At 73.4% G+C, this 18,110-nt stretch carries 15 protein-coding genes and 2 pseudogenes; 10 read left to right on the top strand and 7 right to left on the bottom strand.

The annotated features are described in order from the left end of the window. Positions 1-29 precede the first annotated feature (29 nt). Positions 30-1,010, bottom strand: a complete 981-nt coding sequence (locus BM536_RS22450; RefSeq protein ID WP_073496018.1) for an acyl-CoA dehydrogenase family protein — start codon at positions 1,008-1,010, stop codon at positions 30-32. Then, positions 1,010-2,149: an acyl-CoA dehydrogenase family protein gene (locus tag BM536_RS22445; protein ID WP_073496020.1), complete on the bottom strand. Its 1,140-nt coding sequence runs from the start codon at positions 2,147-2,149 to the stop codon at positions 1,010-1,012. The genes BM536_RS22450 and BM536_RS22445 overlap by 1 nt, the downstream gene beginning before the upstream one ends. A 48-nt stretch (positions 2,150-2,197) precedes the next feature. Between BM536_RS22445 and BM536_RS22440 the strand changes: the two genes are divergently transcribed. The 3 genes from BM536_RS22440 (at position 2,198) to BM536_RS22430 (ending at position 4,909) form a co-directional block, all read left to right on the top strand. Further along, entirely contained in the window at positions 2,198-2,989 is a 792-nt protein-coding gene (locus tag BM536_RS22440; RefSeq protein WP_073496022.1) for an SDR family oxidoreductase, read from the top strand. Positions 2,990-3,011: 22 nt separating this feature from the next. Then, a complete protein-coding gene (locus tag BM536_RS22435; RefSeq protein ID WP_073496023.1) occupies positions 3,012-3,650 on the top strand; it encodes a TetR/AcrR family transcriptional regulator in 639 nt (212 codons plus the stop codon). Positions 3,651-3,751: 101 nt separating this feature from the next. Next, complete coding sequence (locus BM536_RS22430; RefSeq protein ID WP_073496025.1) at positions 3,752-4,909, top strand: acetyl-CoA C-acetyltransferase; 1,158 nt, start codon at positions 3,752-3,754, stop codon at positions 4,907-4,909. A 317-nt stretch (positions 4,910-5,226) separates the two neighbouring features. On the opposite strand, the gene BM536_RS22420 is transcribed toward BM536_RS22430, so the two are convergent. The 4 genes from BM536_RS22420 to BM536_RS22405 are packed head-to-tail and all read right to left on the bottom strand — an operon-like array spanning position 5,227 to position 8,578. After that, a complete protein-coding gene (locus tag BM536_RS22420; protein WP_094103383.1) occupies positions 5,227-6,270 on the bottom strand; it encodes an NAD(P)H-dependent flavin oxidoreductase in 1,044 nt (347 codons plus the stop codon). After that, on the bottom strand, positions 6,270-6,989 hold the full coding sequence (locus tag BM536_RS22415; RefSeq protein WP_073496031.1) for a CoA-transferase subunit beta: 720 nt from the start codon (positions 6,987-6,989) through the stop codon (positions 6,270-6,272). Before BM536_RS22415 ends, BM536_RS22420 begins: the two co-directional genes overlap by 1 nt. Then, on the bottom strand, positions 6,986-7,834 hold the full coding sequence (locus tag BM536_RS22410) for a CoA transferase subunit A (protein WP_073496033.1): 849 nt from the start codon (positions 7,832-7,834) through the stop codon (positions 6,986-6,988). Before BM536_RS22410 ends, BM536_RS22415 begins: the two co-directional genes overlap by 4 nt. Continuing rightward, positions 7,835-8,578, bottom strand: a complete 744-nt coding sequence (locus BM536_RS22405; RefSeq protein WP_094103382.1) for an enoyl-CoA hydratase family protein — start codon at positions 8,576-8,578, stop codon at positions 7,835-7,837. 53 nt (positions 8,579-8,631) lie between these two features. Between BM536_RS22405 and BM536_RS22400 the strand changes: the two genes are divergently transcribed. Both BM536_RS22400 and BM536_RS22395 read left to right on the top strand, forming a co-directional pair. Further along, a complete protein-coding gene (locus tag BM536_RS22400; protein WP_079275105.1) occupies positions 8,632-9,429 on the top strand; it encodes an SDR family oxidoreductase in 798 nt (265 codons plus the stop codon). A gap of 1 nt (position 9,430) precedes the next feature. Continuing rightward, the gene (locus BM536_RS22395) at positions 9,431-10,336 is read left to right on the top strand and encodes an SDR family oxidoreductase (RefSeq protein WP_094103381.1); all 906 of its coding nucleotides are present in this window, start codon (positions 9,431-9,433) and stop codon (positions 10,334-10,336) included. Between the two features lie 146 nt (positions 10,337-10,482). Here the strand turns inward: BM536_RS22395 and BM536_RS22390 are convergent, their stop codons facing one another. Then, the gene (locus BM536_RS22390) at positions 10,483-11,379 is read right to left on the bottom strand and encodes a hypothetical protein (RefSeq protein ID WP_094103380.1); all 897 of its coding nucleotides are present in this window, start codon (positions 11,377-11,379) and stop codon (positions 10,483-10,485) included. A 156-nt stretch (positions 11,380-11,535) separates the two neighbouring features. Here BM536_RS22390 and BM536_RS22385 point away from each other — a divergent pair, with 156 nt between their 5' ends. From BM536_RS22385 to BM536_RS22365, 5 genes and pseudogenes are all read left to right on the top strand, one after another. Further along, on the top strand, positions 11,536-11,877 hold the full coding sequence (locus tag BM536_RS22385; RefSeq protein ID WP_073496037.1) for a chorismate mutase: 342 nt from the start codon (positions 11,536-11,538) through the stop codon (positions 11,875-11,877). 160 nt (positions 11,878-12,037) lie between these two features. Then, complete coding sequence (locus BM536_RS22380) at positions 12,038-12,562, top strand: response regulator (protein WP_073496039.1); 525 nt, start codon at positions 12,038-12,040, stop codon at positions 12,560-12,562. 141 nt (positions 12,563-12,703) lie between these two features. Beyond that, positions 12,704-15,195, top strand: a pseudogene (gene pepN / locus BM536_RS22375) (aminopeptidase N). A 90-nt stretch (positions 15,196-15,285) separates the two neighbouring features. Then, positions 15,286-16,659, top strand: a pseudogene (locus BM536_RS22370) (pyridoxal phosphate-dependent decarboxylase family protein). Beyond that, positions 16,656-18,110: lysine N(6)-hydroxylase/L-ornithine N(5)-oxygenase family protein (locus tag BM536_RS22365; protein WP_094103379.1), on the top strand; the 1,455-nt coding region annotated here is incomplete at its 3' end. The pseudogene BM536_RS22370 and the gene BM536_RS22365, both read left to right, overlap by 4 nt.

Raw genomic sequence — 18,110 nt, 5'->3', positions numbered from 1 at the left:
GGTCGGGCCGCTGGGTCGGACCGCCTGCGTCAGGTTCCCTGGGTCGGGCCGCTGGGCAGGCCGCCGGGTCGGGCCGCTCCGAGGACGTCGTCGCGGCACTCCCCGGGGGTGCCCCAGGCGGTGCGCAGGGCGCGCGCCTTGGTGAGCCACAGCGACAGGTCGTACTCGTCGGTGTAGCCGATCGCGCCGTGCAGATGCAGCGCGGTCCGGGCGGTGGTGTACGCCGCCTCGCAGGCGGTGACCTTCGCGGCGGCCACGTCCGCCGGGGCCATGGTGAGGGCGGCGCCGAGGACGAGGGGGCGGGCGAACTCCAGCGCGATCTTCGCGTCGGCCAGCCGGTGCCTCACCGCCTGGAACGACCCGACGGGCACCCCGAACTGGGTGCGCCGGCCGACGTAGGTGACCGTGCGGTCGAGGAGGGCGAGGCCGACGCCGAGGGCCTGTGCGGCGGTGGTGAGACGGGCCAGGGCCAGGGCGTGCGGTGCGGCTGGGCCGAGGAGTTCGCCGCCGGGCAACAGCGGGGTGAGGCGGCGGGCCGGGTCGAGGGAGCCGCGCACCGGACCGTGGCCGGGGGCCAGCCGAAGGCCGTCGGGGGAGAGGGAGAAGCGGTGCGTGGCCGCGTCCCCGTCCAGCGCGAGGGAGCCCTCACGGGCGAGGGTGGCGGTGCTCTCCCCGGCGGCGAGACCGGGCAGGAACCGTTTCGCGTGACCGGTGCCGGCCAGCAGTGAGGCCGCCGCGACCGTCTCCACCAGTGGTCCCGGTACCGCGTGGCGCCCCAACTCGACGAAGGCCACCGCCAGTTCCACGGGCCGCAGGCCCAGCCCCTCGTACTCCTCGGGGATCGCCAGCGCGAACACCCCGGCCTCGGCGAGACGGCTCCACAGCGCCCGCCCGCGCCCGTGCTCGCCGCGGCTCCAGTCCCGGATCACGGCGGGCGTGCCGGCGGCGGTGAGCAGCGCGTCCAGGGAGCGGGCGAAGTCCCGTTGCTCGGGGTCGAGGAGGAAGCGCATCAGCGGCGTCCCTTCGGCAGGCCGAGCAGGCGCTCGGCGACGATGTCGCGCTGGATCTCGTTCGTGCCCGCGTAGATCGGACCGGCCAGCGCGAAGACGTACCGCTCGGCCCAGTCGGTGTCCGCCATCTCGGCTTCGCCGTCCAGGAGATCGAGGGCCGTCTCGTGCAGCGCGAGGTCGTACTCGGACCAGAAGACCTTGTTCAGGCTGGACTCCGGGCCCAGCGGCACGCCCGTCAGATACCGGGAGGCCGCCGCGAACGTGAACAACTGGTAGGCGCGGGCGCCGATCAGGGCGTCGGCGACCTTCTCCCGCGCCCAGTCCGGGCGGCCCCGGTCCTGCCAGAGGGCCCGCAGCCGCTCGGCGCTCGCCAGGAAGCGGCCGGGGGAGCGGAGCGTGAGCCCGCGTTCGTCGGCCGCGGTCGCCATCGCGATCCGCCAGCCCTGGCCGGGCTCGCCGATCACGTCCTCGTCGGGCACGAACACCTCGTCCAGGAACAGTTCGGCGAACGCCGGCCTGCCGTCCAGCCGGCCGATCGGGCGGACCGTGACACCTGGGGCGCGCAGGCCGAACATGACGTAGGTGAGTCCCTGATGGGGTCTCGGGGTGTCCGGATCGCTGCGGAACAGGCCGAAGGCGCGGTCGGCGAAGGCGGCCCGCGAGGACCAGGTCTTCTGGCCGCTCAGGAGCCAGCCGCCGTCCGCGCGGACCGCCCGGGAACGCAGGGACGCCAGATCCGAACCGGCCTCCGGCTCCGACCAGGCCTGCGCCCAGACCACCTCGCCGGTGGCCATCGGGGGCAGGACACGGGCACGCTGCTCCTCGGTGCCGTGGGCGAAGAGGGTCGGGGCGAGCAGGCTCACGCCGTTCTGCCCGACGCGTCCGGGGGCGCCCGCGGCGTAGTACTCCTCCTCGACGAGCAGCCGGCCGATCAGACCGGCGTCCCGGCCGCCGTACCGCTCCGGCCAGTCGACCACCGACCAGCGGCCCGCGGCCAGTTCGGCCTCCCAGGCGCGGTGCGCGGCGAAGCCCTCCCCGGTCTCCAGGGAGGGCAGTGGTGTGGCCGGCACATGCGCCGCGAGCCAGGCACGGGCCTCGGCCCGCAAGGCCTGCTCGTCCCGCGTGAACCCGAGATCCATGACCCGACCACCTTCCCTAACAAGTGTTTGGTAGGTTAGCGTGCCGGTATGACAGACGTCGAGAGTCCCTCGTACGTGCCGGGACACGGTCTGCTGAGCGGGCGTACCGCCGTGCTCACCGCCGCGGCCGGCGCGGGCATCGGCGGGGCGACCGCGCGGCGCTTCCTGGAGGAGGGCGCGCGGGTCCTGATCAGCGACGCGCACACCCGGCGGCTCAGGGAGCACGAGGCCGCGCTGGCCGCCGAGTTCGGGGCGGCGGCGGTCGCGGCGACACCGTGCGACGTCACGGACGAGGACCAGGTGCGCCGGCTGTTCGCCGCGGCCGTGGAGGCCCACGGCCGACTGGACGTCGTCGTCAACAACGCGGGGCTCGGCGGGACTTCGGCACTGGCCGACATGAGTGACGAGCAGTGGTCCCGGGTGCTGGACGTGACCCTGACGGGGACGTTCCGGTGCGTACGGGCGGCCCTGCGGCACTTCCGCGACCAGGACGGCGGCGGCGTGATCGTCAACAACGCCTCCGTCCTCGGCTGGCGCGCCCAGGCCGGGCAGGCGCACTACGCCGCCGCCAAGGCGGGCGTCATGGCGCTGACCCGGTGCGCGGCGGTCGAGGCCGTGGCCTACGGGACGCGGGTCAACGCCGTCGCGCCGAGCCTGGCCATGCACCCCCACCTGGCGAAGGTGACCTCCCCCGGCCTGCTGGAGGAACTCACCGCGCGCGAGGCCTTCGGGCGGCACGCCGAGCCCTGGGAGGTCGCCAACGCGATCGTGTTCCTCGCGTCCGGCTACTCCTCGTACCTGACCGGCGAGGTCGTGTCGGTCAGCGGACAGCGGGCCTGAGACGGGGAGCGACAATGTGCGCGTGCCTACGAAGAAGAAGTCCCAGGTGACCGCGGCCGAGCCCGCCGCGGCTACCGCTGCCGCGCGCGACCGGCGCGGCGAACTCCTCGACACCGCGGCCGAGGTCTTCGCCGAGCAGGGCTACAACGCCACCACGGTCCGCAAGATCGCGGACCACGCGGGCATGCTCGCGGGCAGCCTCTACTACCACTTCGACTCCAAGGAATCGATGCTGGAGGAGATCCTGCGCACCTTCCTCGACGAGCTGTGGGACGGCTACGACGCTGTCCTGGCCGCCGGTCTGGGCCCGCGCGAGACCCTCGAAGCCCTGGTCACCGAATCGTTCCGGGAGATCGACCGGCATCGCGCCGCCGTAGCGATCTACCAGAAGGAGAGCAGGCAGCTCGTCGCGCAGGAACGGTTCGCGTTCCTCGCCGAGTCGCAGCGCAGATTCGAGAAGGCGTGGCTGTCCACGCTGGAACGGGGCGTCGCCGCCCGGGTCTTCCGGGCCGACCTCGACGTCCGTCTCACCTACCGGTTCGTCCGGGACACGGTGTGGGTCGCCGCCTCCTGGTACCGGCCCGGCGGACAGCACAGCCCGGATGAGATCGCCCGGCAGTACCTGTCGATGGTGCTGGACGGGATCGCCGTACGCACGTAACCCGCACGCACGTAACCCGCACGCACCTGACCCGCACGCACGTAGCCCGCACGCACCTGACCCGCACGCACGTAGCCCGATGGGAAGTCTGGGGAGTCGTCATGGCCGAGGCCTATATCGTCGAAGCGGTCCGTACGCCCGTCGGGCGGCGCGGGGGAGGGCTCGCCGGGGTCCACCCGGCCGACCTCGGCGCCCATGTGCTCAGGGAACTCGTGGCGCGGTCCGGCATCGATCCGGCCGCCGTCGAGGACGTCGTCTTCGGCTGCCTCGACGCCGTCGGACCGCAGGCCGGGGACATCGCCCGGACCTGCTGGCTGGCCGCGGGACTGCCCGAGGAGGTGCCGGGCGTGACCGTGGACCGGCAGTGCGGGTCCTCGCAGCAGGCGGTGCACTTCGCCGCGCAGGCCGTGCTGTCCGGCACCCAGGACCTGGTCGTCGCGGGCGGCGTGCAGAACATGTCGCAGATCCCGATCGCCTTCGCCACCCGGCAGGCCGCCGAGCCGCTCGGCCTCACCCAGGGCCCCTTCGCGGGCAGCGAGGGCTGGCGGGCCCGCTACGGCGACCGGCCCGTCAACCAGTTCGCCGGCGCCGAGATGATCGCCACGAAGTGGGGCATCACCCGGCGGGACCAGGAGGAGTTCGCGCTGCGCTCCCACCGGCGGGCACTGCGGGCGATCGACGAGGGCCGCTTCGAGCGGGAGATCGTGGCCCATCGGGCGGTGTCCGTCGACGAGGGGCCGCGCCGGGACACCTCGCTGGAGAAGATGGCCGCGCTGAAGCCGGTCGTCGAGGGCGGCACGGTCACCGCGGCCTGTTCCTCGCAGGTCTCCGACGGGGCCGCGGCCATGCTGCTGGCCTCGGAGCGGGCGGTGCGGGAACACGGGTTGCGGCCCCGCGCGCGCGTGCACCACCTCTCCGTGCGCGGCGAGGACCCCATCCGCATGCTGACCGCGCCGATACCGGCCACCGCCCACGCGCTGAAGAAGACCGGCCTGTCCCTCGACGACATCGACCTCGTCGAGATCAACGAGGCCTTCGCCCCGGTGGTCCTGGCCTGGCTGAAGGAGACCGGCGCGGATCCCGGCAAGGTCAACGTCAACGGCGGTGCGATCGCCCTCGGTCACCCCCTGGGCGCCACCGGCGTCCGGCTGATGACCACCCTCCTGCACGAACTGGAGCGCACCGGCGGCCGGTTCGGCTTGCAGACGATGTGCGAGGGGGGCGGTCAGGCGAACGTGACGATCATCGAACGGGTGTGAGGCGCGGGTCGTGGCAGTGTCGTGCGGCCCGCCGTCGGACAGCGCTCAGGGGCGTCCGAAGATCGAGTGGGTGCCGATTCGGCGCCAGACGACATGCGGCGCGCCGTCTTGGACGGGTTCGCCGTGGTGGAACGCGGCCTGCCGTCCGGCGCCCAGGACATCTCCCACACGTCTTCGTGTTGCGTCCTCCTGACTCGCAGGCCACGCCGGAAGCCTTGGCCGACCTCGAGGTCGGCCGCGAACCGTGCAACGGCGACGAGGAAGGCGGTCTTCTGGTCCGCGGTGAGGTTCTTCCAGTCCCGGAGGAAGTGGCCGGCCTAGTAGTCCAGGAGGCGAAGGACATTCCTGGCTTCTTGCATCACGCGCTCCACCAGCTCGGTGCAGGACGGCAGGTCCTCGATCACCCCGGCCACCTGGCCCGAGGCCATCACACCGAGGTCCGTACGTCCCTCGACCATCGACGCGCGCAGCAGCATCGGTGTGTTGGCGCCGAGCAGGACCTGGCTCCAGGACAGGTTCCTGCCGTGTCTCATCACGATGCCCTCGCGGATCATCGCGGGCCAGGTGAGGCCGGAGAGCCTTCGGAAGCCGGCGGCTCGGCGGACCGCGCGGGCCAGGGATCTCGTACGGCCCGCTCCCTCCAGGGCGTCGACCAGTTCGGTGCGCAGCATGCGGTGCGGCAGTCCGTCCACCGCCCGGGTCACGGTGACGTCCCGCACCGTCGCCGCCAGGTACCGGGCCTTCACCGCGTCCGGCACCGTCGAGTCCGACGTCAGCAGGAACCGGGTGCCCATCGCGACCCCCGCGGCGCCGTACGCCAGCGCCGCGACCAGACCCCGCCCGTCGAAGAACCCCCCTGCCGCGACGACGGGGATGTCCACGGCGTCCACGACCTGCGGCAGGAGCACGGTCGTCGCGACCTCGCCGGTGTGCCCGCCGCCCTCGCCGCCCTGGACGAGGACCGCGTCCGCACCCCAGGCCGCGACCTTCTCCGCATGCCGGCGGGCCCCCACGGACGGGATGACGACGACACCGGCCTCCTTCAGCTCGGCGATCAGCCCGGCGGAGGGCGCGAGAGCGAAGGACGCGACCCGTACGCCCTCCTCGATCATGATCCGCACCCGCTCACCGGCGTCCGCCGCGTCGGCGCGGAGGTTGACGCCGAAGGGCGCGTCCGTGCGGGACCTCACCTCGCGCACCGCCCCGCGCAACTGGTCGAGGGTCATGGTCGCCGACGCCAGTATGCCGAGGGCGCCGGCGTTCGCCGTCGCCGACACCAGGCGCGGGCCCGCCACCCACCCCATCCCGGTCTGCACGATCGGATGCCGCACCCCGACCAGCCGGGTCAGTGCCGTCTCCATCAGTGCCCGACCTCACGCGTCCGCGTGCCCGCCGGATCGATGACGTCCCGGATCAGCGCCAGCTCCCGCGCGCTCGGTTCACGGGTGTACGGCACCTCGTCCGAGGCCGCGAGCGCGAACCCGGTGGCCTCCCTCACCTGCGCGACGGTCACGCCGGGGTGCACGGAGGCCAGCCGCATCGAGCGGTCCGGGGTGGCGAAGTCGAAGACGCCCAGGTCGGAGACGACCCGCGGGATGCGGTGGTAGGGGGCATCGGCCGCACGGTCGTAGCCGACCCCGCACACCATGTCGACCTTCTCGACGAAGACCCGTCGGGAGTGCCGCGGGACCCAGTAACTGGTCGGGTTGTTGAGGGTGTTGACCGGTGCTCCCCGTACGCCGAGCAACTGCCGTGTCGGCCGCGCCCAGTCGCCGATGCACGAGATGTTCTGGTTGCCGTACCGGTCGATCTGGCTCGCCCCCATCATCACGTGCCGCCGTCCGCCGGTGACCAGCGCCAGGTGCTGCCGGTACGGCAGCCAGCCCTCGACGGCGCCGTCCGGGCCGACCAGGAGCGCCTCGCCGTCGGTGAGCAGCAGGTCCGGCGCGAAGGTGCGGCGGGCGAGGCGGGCGCCGACGGAGGGGATCACGCCCATCGGGGAGGCGAGGACCTCGCCGGCGTCCCGCCAGGCCTCGGCGCAGGCGATCACGCAGTACTCGGCGCGGGTCACCTCCGTCATGTCCCCTCCCCGACGCCGACCCGGGCGGCCGACCGGTAGGCCTGCTCGTCGCCGCCCAGGTACCGCTCCGCGAACTGGGGCCAGGGCGTGGTCGCGTACGTCTTCTGGAACGCCTCGTCCCGCCCGTAGTCGGGCGCGCAGGACGTGAAGTGCGCCCCGTTGGGGGCCTCCACCACACCGGTCACCGTGTGCCGCTTGACCAGCAGCGTCTGCGGGGCCGCGTCCTTGGTCAACTCGGCCGTGTCCACGATGCGTTCGCAGGAGACGTAGGCCGCGTCCGCCGCCTCGCAGAAGAGGTCGTCGAAGTACGGGTCGGGGCCCAGGTACTGCCCGTCGCCCAGCCGGTCGGCACGGTTGACGTGGACCAGCGCGGCGTCCACGCGCAGCGCCGGCACGGCCACGAACGTCTCCCCGTCGTCGTAGGGCGAAGTCACCGTCCGGAGTCCGGGGTTGACCCGCAGCACGTCCGAGCCGATCCCGGCCCGCACCGGCAGGAAGGGCAGCCGGTTCGCGGCGGCGCGCAGCCCCCACATGAACATCGCCTCGTCGATCTCCGTCAGCTCGACGGCACCGCGCTCGCGCGCCGCCCGGAAGTGCGGCTCCAGCGGGATCGAGTCGAGGGTGACGAACGGGACGACCAGCCGGCGCACCCGTCCGGCCGCGACCAGCATGCCGACGTCAGGACCGCCGTACGAGACGACCGTGAGGTCCGTGACCTGGGACCGGAGCAGCGCTCTGACCAGGGCCATCGGCTTGCGGCGCGAGCCCCAGCCGCCGATGCCGAGGGTCATGCCGTCGGCCAGCCGGCCGGCCACCTCGTCGGCGGACATCGTCTTGTCGCTCACCTACGCCCCCTCCTTCCCGAACCTGTCACGGACCCGCTCCGCCACCCCGAGGGCGCTCGCCTCGAAGGTGAAGCCCTGCTCGAAGCGGTAGCTGCGGCGCACGTCGACCGGGTCGATGCCGTTGATGGCGGCCTTGGCGAGACGGATCAGGTCCCCGTCCTTGGCGGCGATCTCACCCGCCAACTCCAGCGCGGCCGAACGAAGTTCACCGCGCGGCACGACCCGCCACACCGAGCCGTGCGCGTGCAGCTCGGCCGCGCTCGCCGTGCGCGAGGTGTAGTACAGGGCGCGCATGAGGTGCTGGGGGACGAGCCGGGCGAGATGCGTGGCCGCGCCGAGGGCACCCCGGTCGAGTTCGGGCAGCCCGAAGACGGCGTCCTCGGCCGCCACGATCGCGTCCGCGTTCCCCACCAGGCCGATGCCGCCCCCCAGGCAGAACCCCTGCACGGCGGCGACGACGGGCACCTCGCACTCGTACACCGCCGCGAACGCCGCGAAGCAGCCGCGGTTCGCGCCGACGAGCGCGCCCGCACCCCCCGCCCGGAGTTCCTTGATGTCCACGCCCGCGTTGAAGCCGCGCCCCTCGGCGGCCAGCACCACGCACCGCACCCGAGGGTCCCGGCCGGCCCCGCGCACGGCGTCGGCCAGCGCGAACCAGCCGTCCACCGGCAGGGCGTTCACCGGCGGGACGTCGACGGTGACCAACGAGATCCCCTTTTCCGGGGACGAGGTGGAGACACTCATGGAAGCATCAGCTACCTTTCCACCAAACGTTTGTTAGGCGGAAGGTAGCGCGAATGGAGCTGGACGGGAAGGTCGCCGTCGTCACGGGCGGCACCCGGGGCGTGGGCGCCGGGATCGCGCGCTCCCTCGTGGCCGCGGGCGCGGAGGTCCTCGTGTGCGCCCGCCGGCCACCCGAAGTCCCCCTCCCGGGAACCGGGTTCATACCGCTGGACGTGCGCGACGGCGACGCCGTCCGCCGCGCCCTCACCGCGCTGCCCCGACTGGACCTCCTGGTCAACAACGCGGGCGGCGCTCCCCACCGTCCGCTCACCCGGGCCGACGCCGAACGGCACATCCGCGTCCTCGAACTCAACCTCCTCGCCCCGCTGACGGTGTCCCTCGCCGCGCACGAACACCTCCGCCGCGCCCGGGGCTCGATCGTGATGATCGGCAGCGTCAGCGGCAGCCGCCCCTCGCCCGGCACGGCCGCGTACGGGGCGGCCAAGGCGGGCCTGGAGCACCTGGCCCGCTCGATGGCCGTGGAATGGGCGCCGGAGGTCCGCGTCAACACGCTCGTCGTCGGCATGGTCCGCACCGAGCTGTCCCACCTCCACTACGGGGACGCCGACGGCATCGCCGCCGTCTCCCGCACCGTCCCGCTCGGACGGCTCGCCGAGCCCGCGGACGTCGGCGCCGCCGCCGTCTTCCTCGCCTCCGACGCCGCCGCCTACATCAGTGGGGCGAGCCTCCTCGTCCACGGCGGCGGGGAACGGCCCGCGTTCCTGGACGCGGCCACGGCCGTACCCACCGCCGTACCCGCGGACCCACCCGCCGTCGTACCTGCCGTCGCACGCACCGACAAGGAGCCATGAGATGAGCGGAATCTGCGCGGACCGGGTCGTCGTCGTCACCGGTGCGGGGCGGGGCCTCGGCCGCGCCCACGCCCTCGCGTTCGCCGCCGAGGGCGCCCGGGTCGTCGTCAACGACCTCGGCGTCGGCCTCGACGGCACCCCTGACCCCGACAGCCCGGCCGCCCGCGTCGCCGACGAGATCCGCGCCGCGGGCGGCCACGCCGTCGCCCACGCCGCCGACATCGCGACCGGCGAGGGCGCCGCATCCCTGGTGGCGACCGCCCTGGAGACGTACGGCCGACTCGACACCCTCGTCAACAACGCCGGCTTCCTGCGCGACCGGATGCTGGTCAACCTCGACGAGGACGACTGGGACGCCGTCGTACGCGTCCACCTCAAGGGCCACTTCCTCCCGCTCAGGCACGCCGCCGCTCACTGGCGCGCCGAGGCCGGAGCGGGCCGCACCCCCGACGCCCGGATCGTCAACACCGGCAGCGGGGCAGGCCTGCTGGGCTCGGTCGGACAGGGCAACTACAGCGCCGCCAAGGCCGGAATCGTAGCCCTCACCCTCGTCGCCGCCGCCGAACTCGCCCGCTACGGCGTCCAGGTCAACGCCATCGCCCCCGCGGCCCGCACCCGCATGACGGAACACACCTTCGCCACCACCATGGCGGCGCCCGCCACCGGCTTCGACGCGATGGCCCCCGAGAACGTCTCACCCCTGGTCGTCTGGCTGGGCTCCGCCGCGAGCGACGGCGTCACCGGCCGCGTCTTCGAGACGGAGGCCGGCCGCATCACCGTCATGGAGGGCTGGCGCCCCGGCCCGACGGCAGACAAGGGCGCTCGATGGAGCCCCGGGGAGGCGGGGGAGAGGGTACGCAAACTGCTGGCCGACGCCGAGCGGCCGGGGCGGGTGTACGGGACGTAGGCCACACCGGGCGTCACCGGCCCACGGCACTCCAGCACCGGGGCCCTTCCATCCGCCTATGGCCGTCTGCCCGGCTGTCGCACTCCGGTACCGCGCCCCGCCATCCGCCTGCGTGTCGCACTCCGGTACCGGGGTCGGTCATCCGCCTACGTGTCGCACTCCAGCACCGTCCGGCACAGCCCGCACCGGGCCCGCACCCGCCCCCGCACCGGCACCCTGATCCGCTGTAGGCAGGTGGGACACGGAAACGTCACCCGCAGCGGCCCCGGCCCGTCCGGCACGAAGGCGTACGGAGCGCTCGGTGCGGCGGCGGAGGCGGGGGCCTCCTGCGCGTGCCGCCGGTCGCGCGCGTAGCGCCGCCGCCCCGCCCACCCCGCGGCCGTCAGCGGCGGCTGCCGCTCGTCGAGAAGGGCCCGCTCACGACCCTTCACGTACGCCGTGTAGGCCTGCGCACTGGTGAACCAGGTCGACGGGTCCTCGCCGAACACCAGCGCCCGCTTGGCCAGGACGTACCCGAACTCCTCCGGCGTCAGATATCCCAGCTTCTGCGAGGAGGACGCGTCCTCCCGGTAGGCGTCCAGGAGCAGCCATCCGGCGCCCAGATAGGTGGTGGCCGTGTCCGTGAGGATCTCGTTGTCGCGGGTGCCGGGGAACGCCAGGTCCATGCGGTGCAGGACGACATGCATGATCTCGTGCGCCAACGCCGCCCCGATGTCCCGCCGATGGGTACGGAACCGGTCGTTCAGCTCGATGAAGTACTCGGGCCCCGCCGTCAGTTCGACGTTCGCCGCATGCTCCATCTCCCGGAACCCGACGACCATCCGGGCGTCCGGCAGCCGGAAGTGCCGCACCAGCTCCCGCGCCACCCGCTGCGCCCCGAGATGCAGGTCGTCGGTGTCGCAGAACGCCACGTCCACCGGGGCCACACTGGTGGCGAACTGGTGGACGGAGCCGTGGGAAAGCCGTCTGTACAGCGCGGTGACGGCGTCCCGCACCGTGTCCAGGTGCGGGTAGCCGTGCTCGACCGGTCCGCCGTTCGCCACGTCGTACCCCCAGGGCGCCGTACAGCCGCTTCCACTGGCCGCTTCCACTCTACGAGGCACCGGCGGGAGAACACCGGACCAGGACCGGGCCGCAGGATTTCCCAGGTCGCGGGCAGCCCGCGGGCCCCGCACCGGAACGCACTAGGGTGAACGCCCATGACCACCAGCAACACCGGAACCGGTGACGTCGACCCCGCCGTCGTCGAGGAACTCGCCCGGCTCCGCGACAGCATCGACAACATCGACGCGGCCGTCGTCCACATGCTCGCCGAGCGCTTCAAGGCCACGCAGCAGGTCGGCCACCTCAAGGCCCGCCACCAGCTGCCGGCCGCCGACCCGGCCCGCGAGGCCCGGCAGATCGCCCGCCTGCGCGCCCTCGCCGAGAGCGCGAAGCTGGACCCGGCGTTCGCTGAGAAGTTCCTCAATTTCATCATCGGCGAGGTGATCCGTCACCACGAGCGCATCGCCGAGGACGCCGTCCACGGAACCCCCGCCTGACCTCGGGCGTCACGTCCGGGTCCGGCCCGGCGCCGCCACGCCCGGCGGACCCGGACGCCGCCGAGGCATGTGCCGGCGGGTACCGCGCGTCAGCCGACAGGCACTGCGCGTCAGGGTTCGGGCATAAGCTGGTCGTCCCATCGCGGGAGGGACGTCGGTCATGCCGCCGGATGCCAGGATCCTCATCGTGGACGACCACCAGGACACGCTGTACGCGCTGGAGAACGTCCTGGCCCCGCTGGGCCACCGGATAGCCCGCGCCACCAGCGGCGACGAAGCTCTCAAACAGGTGCTGCGCGGCCGCGTCGGTCTCCTCGTGCTCGACGTGCGCATGCCCGGCGTCAGCGGTCTGGACGTGGTCCGCTACCTGCGGCGCCTGGAGCAGACCCAGCACATCCCGGTCATCCTCCTCACCGGCTTCGGCCCCGACCAGGAACTGACCTCCACCGCCTTCGGCCTCGGCGTGGCCGACCTGGTCATGAAACCGGTCGACCCGCTGGCCCTGCGCACCAAGGTCCGCTACCTCTACGAAGCCCACCAGCGCTACCTCGCGCTCCAGGAGGAGACCCGCGCCCTGCGCGAACGGGTGCGGGACCTGGGCGCCGAACGGCCGGACGCCCGTGTCCCCGTCCAGCGCGACACCGAGGCCCGCGCGACCGGCCCGAGGACCCCCACGGCTCCCTGAGCCCCCGGTGCGCGGTGCGGGTGCGGGACCGGAATCACCCACCGCGACGACCCCGGCCCGGCGCACGCGCGAGCGGGGGACAAACGGCGCGTATCGGTCCACCCCTGTGCCCGGCCTGCGGCATCGGGCAGCATGGCCTGCATGTCCGTACTGACGCGCGACGAAGCGCAGACCCGTGCCCAGCTCCTCGACGTCCACCGCTACACCGTCGCGCTGGACCTGACCACCGGAGACGAGACCTTTGAGTCCCTCACCGTGATCCGGTTCGCCGCGCGCACGGGCGCCGACACCTTCGTCGAGCTGAAGCCGGCCGAACTGCGTTCCGTCGTCCTCGACGGCGAGAACCTCGACCCGGGAACCCTGGACGACAACCGGCTGCCCCTGAAGAACCTCACCGCCGGCGAACACGAACTGCGGATCACCGCGAGCATGCGCTACTCCCGCACCGGCGAGGGCATGCACCGCTTCACCGACCCCGCCGACGGCGAGACCTACGTCTACACCCAGATGTTCATGGACGACGTCCAGCGCGTCTTCGCCGCCTTCGACCAGCCCGACCTGAAGGCCGTCTTCGAGCTGTCGGTGACGGCCCCCGAAGGCTGGACCGTCCTCGCCAACGGCATCACCGAGCACCTCGGCGAGGGCCGCTGGACGGCCGCCCCCACCCCGCTCATCTCCACCTACCTCGTCGCCGTCGCCGCCGGCCCCTGGCACTCCGTGCGCACCGAACACCGCGACCTGCCCTTCGGCATCCACTGCCGCCGCTCCCTCGCCCCCCACCTCGACGCCGACGCCGACGAGATCCTCGACGTCACGCGCGCGTGCTTCGACCGCTACCACGAGAAGTTCGAGGAGCCCTACCCCTTCGACTCCTACGACCAGGCGTTCGTCCCCGAGTTCAACGCCGGCGCCATGGAGAACCCCGGCCTCGTCACCTTCCGCGACGACTTCGTCTACCGGTCCGCCGTCACCGACACCGAGCGCCAGACCCGCGCCATGGTCATCGCGCACGAGATGGCCCACATGTGGTTCGGCGACCTCGTCACCCTCAGGTGGTGGGACGACATCTGGCTGAACGAGTCCTTCGCCGAGTACATGGGCTACCAGACCACCGCCGAGGCGACCCGCTTCACCGACTCCTGGACCGAGTTCGGCGTCGTCCGCAAGGCTTGGGGCTACGACGCGACCAGCGCCCCTCCACCCACCCCGTCGCCCCGGAGAACGTCGAGGATACCGCCTCCGCGCTCCTCAACTTCGACGGCATCTCCTACGCCAAGGGCGCCTCCGCGCTCCGCCAGCTGGTGACCTGGCTCGGCGAGAAGGACTTCCTCGCCGGCATCAACACCCACTTCGCACGGCACCGGTTCGGCAACGCCAGCCTCGCCGACTTCATCGACTCCCTCGCCTCCACCACCGAGCGCGACGTGCACGCCTGGGCCGACGCCTGGCTGCGCACCACCGGAGTCGACACCCTCACCCCGGCCGTCACCACCGAGGCCGGCACCTGCGCCCTCACCGTCGAGCACACCGGCAGCCGCCCGCACCGCATCGCCGTGGGCCTCTACGACCACGACCTCTCCGACGACGAGGGCCGCCTCACCCTGCGCGAACGCCTCGACGTCGACGTCCCGCAGAGCGCGCCGCAGCCCATCGGCAAGCCCCCCGCGCTGCTCCTGCTCAACGACGGCGACCTCACCTACACCAAGGTCCGCTTCGACGCCGCGTCCGCCGAGGCCGTCGGCACGAGCCTGTCCCGGCTGCCCGACCCGCTGACCCGCACGGTCGTCTGGAACGCCCTGCGCGACGCCGTCCGCGACGGCGAACTCGCCCCCGGCGCCTACCTGGAGACCGCCCGCGTCCACCTCCCGCGCGAGACCGACCTGGCCCTCGCCCAGGGAGTCCTCGCCTTCGCCTCCGCCCAGGTCGCCGACCGCTACCTCACCCCCGAGGAACGCCCCGCCGCCCTCGCCACCCTGTCCTCCCTGTGCCGCGACCTCATCCGCCGCACCGAGGACGGCGACCACCCCGGCCTGCGCCTGATCGCCGTACGCCACTTCATCGACGTCGCCGCCCACCCGGAGACCCTCACCGCCTGGCTCGCCGACGGCACGGTCCCCGGCGGCCCCGAACTCGACCCCGACCTGCGCTGGCGCGTCCTCGCCCGGCTCGCCGTCCTCGGCGCCACCGACGAGGCCGCCATCCTCGCCGAGCTGGACCGCGACCCCTCCGCCAACGGCCGCGAAGGCGCCGCCCGTTGCCGCGCCGCCCTGCCCGACGAGGAGGCCAAGCGCACGGCCTGGTCCGCGATGTTCGACAGCGACGACCTGTCCAACTACCTGTTCACCGCCACCGCCCAGGGCTTCTGGCAGCCCGAACAGGCCGACCTGGTACGCCAGTACGTGCCCCGCTTCTACGAGGACGCGGTCACCGTCGCCGCCCGCCGAGGCCCCGCCATCGCGGACGCCATCGGCCGCTGGGCCTTCCCCGCGTACGCCGTCGACACCGAGAACCTGACCCTGGGCGAAACCTGTCTGCGCGACGCCGACCCGACCCCGTCCCTGCGCCGGAAGCTGGCGGACCAGCTGGACGACCTGGCCAGGGCCCTGCGTGTGAGGGAGGGCGCAACCCCCTAGCCCTCCCACTTTCGGGTCCAAAACCCGTACGGCCAGGGCGCGTCGGCACAACCACCGACAAACTGGGACTCCCCGCCTCCGGAGGAGCCCATGCGCACGCCGCCCCTCGCCTCAGGCCCTGACGGCACGGACGCGCTGAGGCCGTTGCTCGCCTCGGTCCTCGACGCGCTGGACGCCGGTGCCCGCGCCCGCGGCGGCCCGCTGCCCGCGGCCCACCGCCGTCTACCGGCACCGCACCGGTGGCCGCCCGGGTGCGCGCGGCCGTCGGCGAGGTCCTGCCGGAGCGGGGCGACCCGACCGCCCCGCACACCCTGGTCCGGGTCCTCGCCGAGGGCTCCGCCGACCCGGCGCACCCGCTGTGCGCCGCCCATCTGCACTGCCCGCCGCTCGCCGTGGCGGCAGCCGCCGACCTGGCCGCCTCCGTCCTCAACCCCTCCCTGGACTCCTGGGACCAGGCCCCGGCGGCCTCGGAGCTGGAGGCACTGGTCACCCGTGCGCTCGCCGCCGAGACAGGCCTGGCGGACGCCCTGATCACCACCGGCGGCACCGAGTCCAACCACCTCGCCCTCCTGCTGGCCCGCGAGCGGCTCGGCCCCGGCGTACGCCTCGTGCACGGCACCAACGCCCACCACTCGCTGCCCCGCGCCGCCTGGCTCCTCGGCCTGCCCGACCCGGTCGCCGTCCCGACCCCGGCCGGCACCCTCGACCCCCACGCCCTCGGCGAGGCACTCGCCCGCCTGCCCGGCCCGCTGCTCGTCGCGGCCACCGCCGGCACCACCGACGCCGGGCTCATCGACCCCCTCCCCGCCATCGCCGCCCGCTGCTCGGCCCACGGCGCCCGGCTCCACATCGACGCCGCCTACGGAGGCGGCCTCCTGTTCAGCGACCGCCTCCGCGCCCGGCTCACCGGCCTCGACGCCGCCCACACCGTCACCCTCGACCTGCACAAACTCGGCTGGCAGCCGGCCGCCGCCGGCCTCCTCGCCGTCCGCGACCCCGGTGACCTCACCGCCCTCCACCAGCGCGCCGACTACCTCAACGCCGACGACGACACCGAGGCCGGCCTCCCCGACCTCCTCGGCCGCTCCCTGCGCACCACCCGCCGCCCGGACATCCTCAAGATCGCCGTCACCCTCAAGACCCTCGGCCGCACCGGCCTAGGCGCCCTCGTCGACGAAGTCTGCGCCCACGCCCAGGCATTCGCCGCCCTCGTCACCGCCGACCCCGCCTTCGAGCTGTACGACACCCCCACCCTCAGCACCGTCCTCTTCCGCCCCACGGGCGCCGACGACGAGACCGTCGCCGGGGATACGCCGCCGCCTGCTCACCGACGGCCGCGCCGTCCTCGGCCGGGCCCGCCCCGACGGCCGGCTCTGGCTCAAGACCACCCTCCTCAACCCCCACACCCGACCCGACGACCTGGCCGCCCTCCTGCACCTGGTGGAAGGACACACCCCCGCATGAACACCCCACCCCACCCGGCCTCCGACACCCCCCGCGACCTCGTCGGCATCGGCATCGGCCCCAGCAACCTCTCCCTCGCCGCCCTCGCCCAGCCCCTCGCCGAACTCGACGCCGTCTTCTACGAGCAGCGCCCCACCTTCGACTGGCACCCCGGCCTCCTCATCGACGGCGCCCGCGTCCAGGTGCCCTTCCTCGCCGACCTCGTCACCCTCGCCGATCCCACCAGCCCCTGGTCCTTCCTCAACTACCTCAGAACCCGCGAGCGCCTCTTCCCCTTCTACTTCGCCGAACGCTTCCACACCCACCGCGCCGAGTACGACGCCTACTGCCGCTGGGTCGCCGACAGCCTCCCCGCACTGCACTTCGGCCACCAGGTCGACGCCGTCCGCTGGAACCCCGAACGCGACGCCTTCGAGGTCGACTTCACCCGGCTCGACGCCGTCGGCGAGGCCGAGGCCCTCGGCCGTACGTACGCCAGGAACGTCGTCCTCGGCATCGGCACCGAGCCCTACGTCCCCGACCCGTTGCGCCCCCTCAAGGACGCCCCCGGCGTCCCCGTCCTGCACGCCTGCGACTACCTCGACCACCGTGCCGCCCTCCTCGCCGCCCCTCACGTCACCGTCGTCGGCTCGGGCCAGTCCGGCGCCGAGGTCTTCCTCGACCTCCTGCGACACCGCCCCGCCGGCCGCGAACGCCTCCACTGGATCGGCCGCACCGAGGCCTTCGCCCCCATGGAGTACTCCAAGCTCGGCCTCGAACACTTCACCCCCGACCACACCCGCTACTTCCACGCCCTGCCCGAATCCGCCCGCGACCGCCTGGTCGCCGCCCAGTGGCAACTCCACAAGGGCATCGACGCCGACACCCTCGCCGCCATCCACGAGGAGCTGTACCGCCGGACTCTGCACGGCGGCTGGCCCGACGCCGTCCTCATCCCCGGCGTCCGCGTCCGCACCGCGGGCCGGATCGCCACCACCAAGATCGAACTCCACCTCGAACACGTCCGGCAGAACACCCGCAGCCGCCTCACCACCGACGCCGTCGTCCTCGCCACCGGCCACCGCGAACGCCCGCTGGACCGCGTCCTCGCCGGACTCGACCCCTACCTCCGCCGCGACAGCGCCGAACGCCCGCGCGTCGACGAACACTTCCGCCTCGTCCTCGACCCATCGGTGACCGGCACCGGCTGCCACGTCTACGTGCAGAACGCCGAACGCCACAGCCACGGCGTCGGCGCCCCCGACCTCGGCCTCGCCGCCTGGCGCAGCGCCACCGTCCTCAACACCGTCACCGGCAAGGAGAACTACCCCCTCCCGCGCCGCACCGCCTTCACCACCTTCGGCCTCGACCCCCAGCCCCACGTCCCGCCGGCCCGCCGGCCGTCGACCTTCACCCCGCTCCTCGACGGCCGTGACCCGGCGACACCAAGACGAAGGGACGGTGGAAGACCC

This window comes from Streptomyces phaeoluteigriseus (genome assembly GCF_001896135.2).
GTDB lineage: Bacteria > Actinomycetota > Actinomycetes > Streptomycetales > Streptomycetaceae > Streptomyces > Streptomyces phaeoluteigriseus.
Note: the sequence above shows the minus strand (reverse complement) of the source record. Positions and strands in the feature narration are given on the sequence as shown.